Source organism: Blautia sp. NSJ-175 (assembly GCF_022867815.1).
Taxonomy (GTDB): domain Bacteria; phylum Bacillota; class Clostridia; order Lachnospirales; family Lachnospiraceae; genus Blautia; species Blautia celeris.
The window spans coordinates 1-11,748 of sequence record NZ_JALIFQ010000016.1 but is presented as its reverse complement, the minus strand read 5'-3'; the positions used below and the strand labels follow the sequence as shown (position 1 = coordinate 11,748).

At 49.1% G+C, this 11,748-nt stretch carries 5 protein-coding genes; all 5 read right to left on the bottom strand.

The genetic code is table 11. From position 1 onward, the window contains the following. Window positions 1-22: 22 nt before the first annotated feature. Window positions 23-3,736 (bottom strand): DNA-directed RNA polymerase subunit beta', encoded by a 3,714-nt coding sequence (gene rpoC / locus MUB35_RS21250; protein ID WP_033139949.1) that lies wholly within the window; start codon window positions 3,734-3,736, stop codon window positions 23-25. A 15-nt stretch (window positions 3,737-3,751) separates the two neighbouring features. Further along, the gene (rpoB, locus tag MUB35_RS21245; protein WP_033139950.1) at window positions 3,752-7,594 is read right to left on the bottom strand and encodes a DNA-directed RNA polymerase subunit beta; all 3,843 of its coding nucleotides are present in this window, start codon (window positions 7,592-7,594) and stop codon (window positions 3,752-3,754) included. 229 nt (window positions 7,595-7,823) lie between these two features. Next, the gene (locus tag MUB35_RS21240) at window positions 7,824-8,495 is read right to left on the bottom strand and encodes a Crp/Fnr family transcriptional regulator (protein WP_033139951.1); all 672 of its coding nucleotides are present in this window, start codon (window positions 8,493-8,495) and stop codon (window positions 7,824-7,826) included. Window positions 8,496-8,578: 83 nt separating this feature from the next. Continuing rightward, entirely contained in the window at window positions 8,579-10,387 is a 1,809-nt protein-coding gene (locus tag MUB35_RS21235) for an aryl-sulfate sulfotransferase (RefSeq protein WP_033139952.1), read from the bottom strand. A gap of 64 nt (window positions 10,388-10,451) precedes the next feature. Further along, window positions 10,452-11,615 (bottom strand): NAD(P)/FAD-dependent oxidoreductase, encoded by a 1,164-nt coding sequence (locus MUB35_RS21230; RefSeq protein ID WP_244806793.1) that lies wholly within the window; start codon window positions 11,613-11,615, stop codon window positions 10,452-10,454. Window positions 11,616-11,748 lie beyond the last annotated feature (133 nt).

The following is an 11,748-nucleotide window of genomic DNA, read 5'->3' as shown; positions in this document are numbered from 1 at the left end:
CGGTCTTTTGTATGTTATAGCATTATTCTTCTGTCAGTTCGGCTTCCTCTTCCTCCTCGGAAAGTTCCACCTCATCAACCTCATCTGTCAGCTGAACAGCTTCCTCTTCATCCTCCGCCGGAAGTTCTTCCAGGGCTTCAGCAAGTTCAAGTTCATCCTCGTACTCCTCTTCATCCTCAGCCAGATCTGTATCCAGCTTAATGTTGGAGTAGCACTTCATGCCTGTTCCTGCAGGAATCAGTTTACCGATGATTACGTTCTCCTTCAGACCGATCAGCGGGTCGATCTTGCCCTTGATGGCAGCTTCTGTCAGAACCTTTGTGGTCTCCTGGAAGGAAGCTGCGGACAGGAAGGAGTTGGTCGCCAGGGATGCCTTGGTGATACCAAGCATAACCTGTTTTCCATCTGCCGGCTCTTTGCCCTCTTTGATCAGTCTCTCGTTCTCTTCCTCATAGTCCAGAACGTCAACCAGGGTTCCCGGCAGGAATTCTGTATCTCCGTTGTCCTCGATGCGGATCTTCTTCAGCATCTGGCGGACAATAACTTCGATATGCTTATCGTTGATCTCAACACCCTGCAGACGGTATACACGCTGTACTTCCTGGATCATATAATCCTGAACAGCGCGGACGCCCTTGATCTTCAGAATGTCATGAGGATTGACACTACCTTCTGTCAGCTCATCACCGGCCTCCAGATACTGTCCGTCCTGAACCTTGATACGGGAACCGTAAGGGATCAGGTAAGTCTTGGAGTTGCCGTCCTCATTGTCTGTGACGATGATCTCACGTTTCTTCTTTGTATCCTTCAGTGTGGCGACACCTTTGATCTCTGTGATGATGGCAAGACCTTTCGGCTTCCTTGCCTCAAAAAGCTCCTCCACACGGGGAAGACCCTGTGTGATATCGCCGCCGGCAACACCACCGGTATGGAAGGTACGCATGGTAAGCTGTGTACCTGGTTCACCGATAGACTGGGCTGCAATGATACCTACGGACTCACCCACCTGTACCGGCTCACCGGTTGCCATGTTGGCACCATAACACTTGGCGCAGACACCGATGTGGCATTTACATGTGAGGATCGTACGGATCTTAACGGAATCATATGGTTTCCCATTCTCTTTTACCCCTTCTTTTACCACACGTGCGGCACGTTTCGGAGTAATCATATGGTTTGCTTTGACGATCACTTCGCCTTTGGCGTTCTTGATGGTCTCGCAGGAGAAACGTCCTGTAATACGCTCCTGAAGGCTTTCAATCTCTTCCCTTCCGTCCATGAAGGCTTTCACCCACATACCCGGAATCTCGCCTTTGTCTTCACAGCAGTCCACCTGACGGACGATCAGATCCTGGGAAACGTCAACCAGACGTCTTGTCAGGTAACCGGAGTCAGCGGTACGCAGAGCTGTATCGGACAGACCTTTACGAGCACCATGGGCGGACATGAAGTATTCCAGTACGTCCAGACCTTCACGGAAATTGGACTTGATGGGCAGCTCGATGGTGTGACCTGTTGTATCGGCCATCAGACCACGCATACCGGCAAGCTGTTTGATCTGCTTATCAGAACCACGGGCACCGGAGTCAGCCATCATGAAGATGTTGTTGTACTTATCAAGTCCTGTCAGCAGGGCTTTGGTAAGCTCATCGTCAGTCTTCTTCCATGTCTCAACGACTTCTTTATATCTCTCTTCTTCCGTGATAAGACCACGTTTGAAGTTCTTGGTGATAAGGTCAACCGTATCCTGTGCCTTCTGGATCATCTCAGGTTTCTGAGGCGGCACAGTCATGTCGGAGATAGATACGGTCATGGCAGCTCTGGTTGAGTATTTGTATCCTGTGGCTTTGATCTTATCCAGCACCTCTGCGGTTCTGGTAGCGCCATGGGTATTGATTACTTTCTCCAGAATCTGTTTGAGCTGTTTCTTGCCTACCAGGAAGTCAACCTCCAGCTTCAGCTCATTGCCCGGAACGGAACGGTCCACAAAACCTAAATCCTGCGGAATGATCTCATTGAACAGGAAACGTCCCAGTGTGGAATCCACAATGTCTTCCAATACTGTGCCATCCGGCTGAGTCTTGCTGCAGAGTACATGGATTCTGGTCTGCAGTGTGATATATCCGTTCTCATAAGCCAGAATGGCTTCGTTTACACTCTTGAAATACTTGCCTTCACCCTTAACGCCCGGTCTCTCCTGTGTCAGATAGTAGATACCGAGAACCATATCCTGTGAAGGAACAGCCACCGGACCACCGTCAGACGGTTTCAGCAGGTTGTTCGGAGACAGAAGCAGGAAACGGCACTCTGCCTGCGCCTCAACGGACAGAGGAAGATGAACCGCCATCTGGTCACCATCGAAGTCGGCGTTGAACGCGGTACATACAAGGGGATGCAGCTTGATCGCTTTACCCTCAACCAGAATAGGCTCAAATGCCTGGATACCCAGACGATGCAGGGTAGGAGCACGGTTTAACATGACCGGATGCTCTTTGATGACATCTTCCAGTACATCCCATACTTCCGGTTCCAGCTTCTCCACCATCTTCTTGGCATTCTTAATGTTATGAGCAGTACCGTTGCTTACCAGCTCTTTCATAACGAAGGGCTTGAACAGCTCAATTGCCATCTCTTTCGGCAGACCGCACTGGAAGATCTTCAGTTCAGGTCCAACTACAATAACGGAACGGCCTGAGTAGTCAACTCGTTTACCCAGAAGGTTCTGACGGAAACGTCCTGATTTACCTTTCAGCATATCGGAAAGGGATTTCAGTGCACGGTTACCCGGTCCTGTGACCGGACGGCCGCGGCGTCCGTTGTCGATCAGGGCATCCACAGCTTCCTGAAGCATTCTCTTTTCATTGCGGACAATGATATCAGGAGCGCCCAGTTCAAGCAGTCTCTTCAGACGGTTATTTCTGTTGATGATCCTTCTATATAAATCATTTAAGTCAGATGTTGCGAAACGTCCGCCGTCTAACTGAACCATAGGACGAAGGTCCGGCGGAATGACAGGTACCACTGTCATGATCATCCACTCCGGACGGTTTCCGGATTCACGGAAGGCTTCCACAACCTCAAGACGTTTTACAATACGAGCACGCTTCTGTCCTGTGGAATCCTTGAGGCCGGCTTTCAGCTCCTTGGATTCTCTTTCCAGGTCAATGGCTTCCAGCAGTTCCATAATGGACTCCGCGCCCATTCCTACGCGGAACGCACCGTCGCCGTATTTTTCTCTGGCATCCTGGAACTCTTTCTCTGTCAGTACCTGTTTGTACTGCAGCTCCGTGGTGCCTGCATCCAGAACAATATAGTTGGCAAAGTACAGAACTTTCTCCAGGGACCTTGGGGAAAGATCCAGGATCAGTCCCATTCTGGACGGGATACCCTTGAAGTACCAGATGTGGGAGACCGGTGCTGCCAGTTCAATATGGCCCATACGCTCCCTGCGGACACTGGCTTTTGTTACTTCAACGCCGCATCGGTCGCAGACAACGCCTTTATAACGGATCTTCTTGTATTTACCGCAGTGACATTCCCAGTCCTTGCTCGGTCCGAAAATCCTCTCGCAGAACAGGCCGTCTTTTTCCGGTTTCAGGGTTCTATAGTTAATGGTTTCCGGTTTTTTAACCTCGCCTCTGGACCAGTCCCGGATTTTCTCCGGGGACGCCAATCCGATTTTGATGGCATCAAAGGTCATTGGCTGATATGCCTCTTTATTTGCTGTTTCTGGCATTGTGGACTCCTTTCCTTACTCCTCGACAAGAGTATCATCATCTAAGCTCAAGAATGCTTCTTCATCCTCTTCCGGCTCATCCTCCACGTCTACTAATTCTTCACCCTCGAATTCCTGTTTTGAGAATCCGTAGTCTCCGTAATCTTCTTCGCCGCGGTGTTTGGAATCACCTTCAATGATGGAGCGCATATCTGTCTCGCCATAGTCGATATTCTCCATGATTTCCACTTCTGTCATGTCTTCTCTGAGGACTCTGACATCCAGACCCAAGGACTGCAGCTCCTTCAAAAGTACCTTGAAGGACTCCGGAATACCAGGCTCCGGAATATTGTCGCCCTTGATAATCGCTTCATAAGTTTTCACACGTCCGATCACATCATCGGATTTCACTGTCAGGATCTCCTGCAGTGTGTAGGAAGCACCATATGCCTCCAGTGCCCAAACCTCCATCTCTCCGAAACGCTGACCACCGAACTGAGCTTTACCACCCAGAGGCTGCTGTGTTACCAGGGAGTATGGGCCTGTGGAACGTGCGTGGATCTTATCATCTACCAGATGATGCAGCTTCAGGTAGTGCATGTGTCCGATGGTTACAGGGCTGTCAAAATATTCACCTGTACGTCCGTCACGTAGCCTTACTTTACCGTCACGGGAGATCGGCACGCCTTTCCACAGTTCTCTGTGAGCTCTGTTATCGTAAAGGAACTGTAAAACTTCCGGACGCAGCGTATCTTTATGCTTCGCCTCAAAGTCTTCCCATTCCATGTTCACATAATCATTTGCAAGATCCAGAGTATCCTGGATATCATTCTCGTTGGCACCGTCAAATACCGGTGTGGCAATGTTGAATCCAAGGGCTTTTGCCGCAAGACTCAGATGAATCTCCAGCACCTGTCCAATATTCATACGGGAAGGCACGCCCAGAGGGTTCAGTACGATGTCCAGTGCACGTCCGTTCGGAAGGAACGGCATATCCTCAACAGGAAGCACACGGGAAACAACACCCTTGTTACCATGACGGCCGGCCATCTTGTCACCAACAGAGATTTTTCTCTTCTGGGCAATATAGATACGGACTGCCTGATTTACGCCCGGAGACAGCTCATCGCCGTTCTCTCTCGTAAATACTTTTGCGTCCACAACGATACCGTACTCACCGTGAGGAACCTTCAGGGAAGTGTCACGCACTTCACGGGCCTTCTCACCGAAAATAGCACGGAGCAGTCTCTCCTCTGCAGTCAGCTCTGTCTCTCCCTTGGGAGTTACTTTGCCGACCAGGATATCACCTGCGCGGACTTCAGCACCGATACGGATAATACCGCGCTCGTCCAGGTCTTTTAACGCATCATCACCAACACCCGGAACATCACGTGTGATCTCTTCCGGCCCTAACTTTGTATCTCTGGCTTCCGCCTCATATTCTTCAATATGGACAGAAGTATAGACATCATCCTGTACCAGTCTTTCACTTAACAGGACGGCATCCTCGTAATTGTAACCTTCCCAGGTCATGAAGCCGATCAGCGGGTTCTTGCCCAGCGCCAGCTCACCGTTTGAGGTGGACGGACCGTCAGCGATCACCTGTCCTGCTTCCACATGCTCGCCTTTGGTCACGATAGGCCTCTGGTTGTAGCAGTTGCTCTGGTTACTTCTCATGAACTTGGTCAGGCGGTAAGTATCTTTTGTACCGTCATCATTGCGCATAACAATCTCTTTTGACGCTGCGCATTCTATGGTACCGGCTTTTTTCGCCACTACGCAGACGCCGGAGTCAACGGCTGCCTTCACTTCCATACCGGTTCCTACAACAGGAGCCTCCGTGGTGAGAAGAGGCACAGCCTGACGCTGCATGTTGGATCCCATCAGCGCACGGTTGGCATCGTCATTCTGCAGGAAGGGAATCAGGGCCGTAGCTACAGAGAACACCATCTTAGGAGACACGTCCATGTAGTCAAACATATTACGTTCATACTCCTGTGTTTCATCCAGATAACGTCCGGAAACGTTTTTATGGATAAAGTGTCCTTCTTCATCCAGCGGCTCATTGGCCTGTGCCACATGATAATTATCCTCTTCATCTGCTGTCATATAGACAACTTCATCTGTAACCCGCGGATTCTTCGGATCTGATTTGTCAATCTTACGGTACGGCGCTTCCACAAAACCGTACTGGTTAATCCTGGCATAGGATGCCAGGGAGTTGATCAGACCGATGTTAGGACCCTCAGGAGTCTCGATGGGGCACATTCTTCCGTAGTGGGAATAATGTACATCTCGAACCTCGAAACCTGCACGGTCTCGTGACAGACCGCCGGGGCCCAGTGCGGAAAGACGTCTCTTATGGGTCAGCTCACCCAGCGGGTTGTTCTGGTCCATGAACTGTGACAGCTGGGAGGAACCGAAGAATTCCTTCACGGCTGCTGTAACCGGTTTGATATTGATCAGGGACTGGGGAGAGATACCTTCCATATCCTGTGTTGTCATTCTCTCGCGAACCACACGCTCCAGTCTGGAAAGACCGATCCTGTACTGGTTCTGCAGCAATTCACCCACTGCACGGATACGTCTGTTGCCCAGATGGTCGATATCGTCATCATTGCCCAGACCATACTCCAGATGCATGTTATAGTTAATAGAAGCAAGGATATCTTCTTTTGTAATGTGCTTTGGAATCAGCTCATGGATCTCACGGCGGATTGCGTCCTTGATATCCTCAATATCCTCATTCTCTTCCAGGATCTTAGCCAGAACTGGATAGTAAACAAGTTCTGTCACTCCCACGGAAGAAGGATCAATGTCCACATAGTTGGTGATATCCACCATCATGCTTGAAAGGACTTTGATGTTGCGCTCCTCACCCTGAATCCATACATAAGGAACTGCCGCGTTCTGGATCTGGTCAGCCAGTTCTTTTGTTACAACTGTGCCGGCCTCTGCCATGATCTCACCTGTTGTGGTGTCCACAACCTCCTCAGCCAGCATATGGCCTGAGATACGGTTTCTCAGCAGTAACTTTTTGTTGAATTTGTAACGGCCTACTTTTGCCAGGTCGTAGCGTCTTGGGTCAAAGAACATGCTGGTAATCAGGCTCTCTGCGCTTTCCACAGCCAGCGGCTCACCCGGACGGATTTTCTTGTATAACTCCAGCAGACCTTCCTGATAACTCTCAGCAGTGTCTTTTGTAAAGCTGGCTAAAATCTTCGGTTCTTCACCGAATAACTCTATAATTTCTGCATTCGTGCCGATACCTAAAGCACGAATCAAAACTGTAATAGGGACTTTTCTAGTTCTGTCTACACGTACATAGAATACGTCATTGGAGTCGGTCTCATATTCCAGCCATGCACCCCTGTTCGGGATAACGGTACAGGAATAAAGGGTTTTGCCCAGTTTGTCGTGAGCGATAGCGTAGTAAATACCCGGAGAACGTACAAGCTGGCTGACAATAACTCGTTCAGCGCCGTTGATTACGAAGGTACCGGTTGCAGTCATTAACGGCAGATCACCCATGAATATTTCATGTTCACTGATTTCGTCATTCTCTCTGTTGTATAATTTTACCCTTACTTTCAGAGGAGCTGCAAAAGTAGCATCCCTCTCCTTGCATTCTTCGATGGAGTATTTTACCTCATCTTCACACAAAGTAAAGTCAACAAATTCCAAGCTCAATTTACCGCTGTAGTCGGCGATTGGAGAGATATCTTCAAAAACTTCTTTTAGACCTTCGTCCAGAAACCACTGGTAAGAGTCTTTCTGTACTTCAATGAGGTTCGGCATTTCCAGTACCTCTTTCTGGCGCTGGTAGGTCATTCTCATGCTCTTACCGGTTGTAATGGGACGGATTCTATTTTTCTCCATTGACGTTTCACCCCTTGTATGTTTTAATTTTATTATGCTTATACCTGAGCCCCCTGACCGAAAGTTTCCTTTAATAAGGTTAATTTCAATCATAAATAGAACGACAGGCATAACTTGCCATAATAGTGCATTTCTCACTATAACACACCCTGTCAAGCCTGTCAACCATTTTTTGTTAAAATATTTTCCCGCTTTTTGGGAACAATTGTCTTATATATTCTGTCGAATTTCACAACATTTCCTGCAGCCTTTCCACATCTTTGATATGCATTTCCTGGCCCTGTATGCTGAAAAATCCCTCTTTTTCCATCAGTTTTAATTCCTGGTTCAGTGATGACCGGCTCACATGGAGCATATTAGCCATTACAGACTGAGAAACCGGCATGGGAATGGCCGCCCCCGCCACAATATCATTCATTCCCACGATCCAGTAGGCAATTCTCTCACGGATCGTCTGGTAATTCAGACAGTTGAGATAAAGCTGGTCTTTCAGCCCCCGCTGTGATATATAGAGTAAAAGGGAATACATCAGCAGATTATCACGCTCCAGCATCTCCTCCAGAATCTCCACGGGAATCCAGGCCACCGTGGATTTTTTGGCAGCCACCAGGGTATAGGTGTAATACCTTTTACCGGAAAAGTAGAGAAGCTCCGGGAAAATATCATTCTTTTCAAAGTAAGCATTGCAGAGCTCATCCCCATTGACAGTATGGCTTACTGCCTTCAGAATGCCGTCCAGCACAATCCCAAAAGAGTTGATCTTACTGCCCTGAGGATATATGATTTCTGACCTCTGATATGTCTTTCGGTTCATATACGGCCGGTAAATGCAGCTTCCCACACAGAGATCTGCAAAGGGTACCGGACAGCTTATCTTCGGATCTTCAAAAAATCTATGCATTTATACCCCTCCCAACATTCCCCGCAAAAAAAGAAACGCAAAGAGGGGCTGTCAAAACAGCTCCTCCCTGCGTCTTATTCTGCTTATTCCAATGGTCTGTCCAAAATATCACACAAATCATCATAATCCTTCTCGCCATTAAATCTCTGGACCTCTTCCCCGTTTTTGTAGATCACAACGACGGGAATTCCTCCGATATGGCACGCATCCAGCAGATCCTGGTTGGAATCCACATCCACATAGCGCACCTCGTACATTCCCTCATACTCTTCTGTGAGGGCTTCCTCCAGAACAGGATGAAGTGCCTTGCAGTGTACACAGCGCTCTGCACCGAAGAGCACAAGCACCGGTTTTCCTTCTACTTTAAGGACATCGTCATTCCAGCTCGACATGGTCACCGGTTTGAAGAAATCTTTGTTCACCTCAAAGACTTTCTCCCTCTGTGTCACATCTTCTTCGTCGTCTGTGGCCACACAAAGTGCCACATCTTGATAATACGGCAAAGTTCCTTCAATATCAATGACTTTTTTTGCACCAAACGCTCCGGCACCCGGTACCCGGTATGTCACATTGTCAATGGGTGCGATGGGAACCTCCGTGGGAACCGGCTCCTGCGGCACATAGCTGTACGGATAACGGTACGCGCGGTAGATCATATTGTTCTTCGGTCCTTTTTCATTGTGTGTATAATACGGTGAAATCCATTCCCACACGATCTCATGATCCGGTGTCACTTCAATGACACGGCCGTCTGAGCCTTCCGTAACCATGGTATTTCCATTTGGCAGGCGCTGTGCGCTGCTGACATAGGGGCTGTAGAATTTGCTGGCGTCGGTGGGAACCGCATGGCCCAGTTCCTTTGGTGTCAGCTTCCAGACAACCTCCAGGGTTACCGGGTTAAACTCCAGCACACGGCTGTAATCGCGCAGAGCGTTCTTAACGCCAATGGGAGCAGATGGATTGGGAACCCCGTAGCCGCCCCAGCCGCCGTTGTCAAACACCATCAGATTGCCTTCACCCGGCAGCCCTTTCGGAATCATATGGAAATGATGCTGGCCGATGATCCAGCCCAGCTTTTTCAGTTCCGGTGTGGCATTGAAGTCAGGTCCGATGCGCCATACGATCTTTCCTGTCTCTTTATCAAGGATAGCCAGAATATTGGCCTCCCTGCAGTCAAAAATAATATTTTCCGGTTTAAACCGCATATCACCCTGGTCGTACCATTTGTTCGGGCCAAGGTAGCTCATGCAGTTTACATGAAGATAGTCGCCTACACCGCCGTCTGAGGAGCGCATGTTCGGATCTCTGAACAGTGCGTTTTTGGCGGCCTCGTCAAATCCCAGTTCGTCAAAGTGTTCACTGATGGACCATTTCCAGAGGATGTTGCCCTCCCAGTCCACTTCGATCATGGCATCATCCAGAAGCTTTTTATCGGATATCTTCGGGTTTCTGATCGTCTGGTGTACCAGGATCAGTGTGTTGCCTTCCAGGGGCTTTGCATCCATACCCGGAACATAGTATCCGACGGGATTTCCCTCCCTCTGATAGTCATGGTGCTGACGCGCCATCCAGCGATGGTCCCTGCCCGGGTCATCAATGTTCTCAAAGTGGTCAAATTCCCAGACAATATTTCCGTCATAGTCAATCTCGATCAGGTTGACACCGTCCTGCATACCGTAATCAGGATGACGGTATCCTGACAGACCCATCACATACCCGCCCGGAAGAAGTTTCGGCGGCATGGCATGCATATTCCAGCGTCTGATCTCATTTCCGTTCATGTCGAACAGCAGAACGCCGTCGTTGATAAGCGGAACGATCGTATATCCGCTCCAGCATTTCTCCGGATTATAAACAGTGACTCCGTGTGGAAAAACAAGTGGCTGACCCATAATCAATTACCTCCTGAAGTTAATCATTATATTTTTTAAATAGGTTCCTGTCTGTTGATAATACTTACTTTACTTCCAATAATTTTCCGTTTTCATAAAACGCAGTGGATACCGTGTGCTCTATCTTCAGATTCTGATAGAGAAGGTTCTGGCGTGTAATGTCCTGACGGTAAACCTTCCACTCTCCCCTGAGCTGCTGTTCCAGGTCTGATACTGCCTGAATCTCTTCATTGCTGTATGGATTGTAGAACACAAAGGCAATTTTTCCTGAATCCGGGCTTAAAATGCCCTCAATCTGCTCAAGCTCCTTCACGTAACGCTCAGAAGCCACCGCAGCCACTGCGCCGTCTGCCGCGGAGGTGACAACCTGGCGCAAAAATGTCTGCCTGCAGTCGCCCACTGCATAAAGCCCCGGGATGCTGGTTTCCATCTTGTCATTGACCTTGATGTACCCGCTTCTGTCACAAGTGACCATATGGCGCACGGGCTCTGTCTGAGGCACCATACCCACAAAGAAAAACAGTCCGTCCGCTTTAACTTCTCTGACCTCACCGGTCTCAACGTTTTTCAGCACAAGAGCTTCCACATGGTCTTTTCCTTTGATCTCCTGGACAGTGGAGCTCCAGCAGAAATCAATTTTAGGATTTTTATAGGCATGTTCTGCGGACACCTCGTTGCAGTCAAGATGGCCTTTCTCATGGAGCACAATGATCGTGACTTTAGAGGCAAACCCGGTCAGATAATCCGCTTCCTCAACAGCCTGGTCTCCTGCGCCCAGCACGTAGATCTCCTTGCCTTTGAAAAATTCCGCATCACAGGTGGCGCAGTAGGCAACACCATGGCCCACAAACTCTTTCTCTCCGGGAATCCCCAGTTCTCTTGGACGGGTGCCCAGATCCAGGATCACACTGCGTGCCTTGAAATCTCCTCTTCTCTTTGTGCTGACAATGAAAAGATTGTCTTCTTTGCTGATCGCCGTCGCTGTGGTCCGTTTCAGCTCCACTGTGGGATGGCTGGATGCGTGCTCCCGGAACCGCTCCATCAGGTGCTGGCCGCTGTCCACGATCGTGCCGGGATAATTCCGGACTTCATAGGTATCATTGATACGTCCGCCATAGCTTCCCTTTTCCAGAAGAAGCGTTTTCCGCTCCGACCTGCCTGCGTAAATAGCAGCCGCAAGACCGGCAGGCCCGCCGCCCACGATAATCAGATCATAAATAGATTCCATAATTTTCATCTCCTATTCTAATTCGTAATATATAAGTGAGGGTTTTAACAGCCTTCACTTTTCTTTTATACTGAAGGTGATTGGCTAACGGAATTTCTAATTGGGATACCACGCCCGGAGATAAATGTGTTAG

What these genes read in the sequence shown, in the direction of transcription:
- rpoC (WP_033139949.1), bottom strand. Translation starts at nt 3,736, where the DNA reads ATGCCAGAAACAGCAAATAAAGAGGCATATCAGCCAATGACCTTTGAT.
- rpoB (WP_033139950.1), bottom strand. Translation starts at nt 7,594, where the DNA reads ATGGAGAAAAATAGAATCCGTCCCATTACAACCGGTAAGAGCATGAGA.
- MUB35_RS21240 (WP_033139951.1), bottom strand. Translation starts at nt 8,495, where the DNA reads ATGCATAGATTTTTTGAAGATCCGAAGATAAGCTGTCCGGTACCCTTT.
- MUB35_RS21235 (WP_033139952.1), bottom strand. Translation starts at nt 10,387, where the DNA reads ATGGGTCAGCCACTTGTTTTTCCACACGGAGTCACTGTTTATAATCCG.
- MUB35_RS21230 (WP_244806793.1), bottom strand. Translation starts at nt 11,615, where the DNA reads ATGGAATCTATTTATGATCTGATTATCGTGGGCGGCGGGCCTGCCGGT.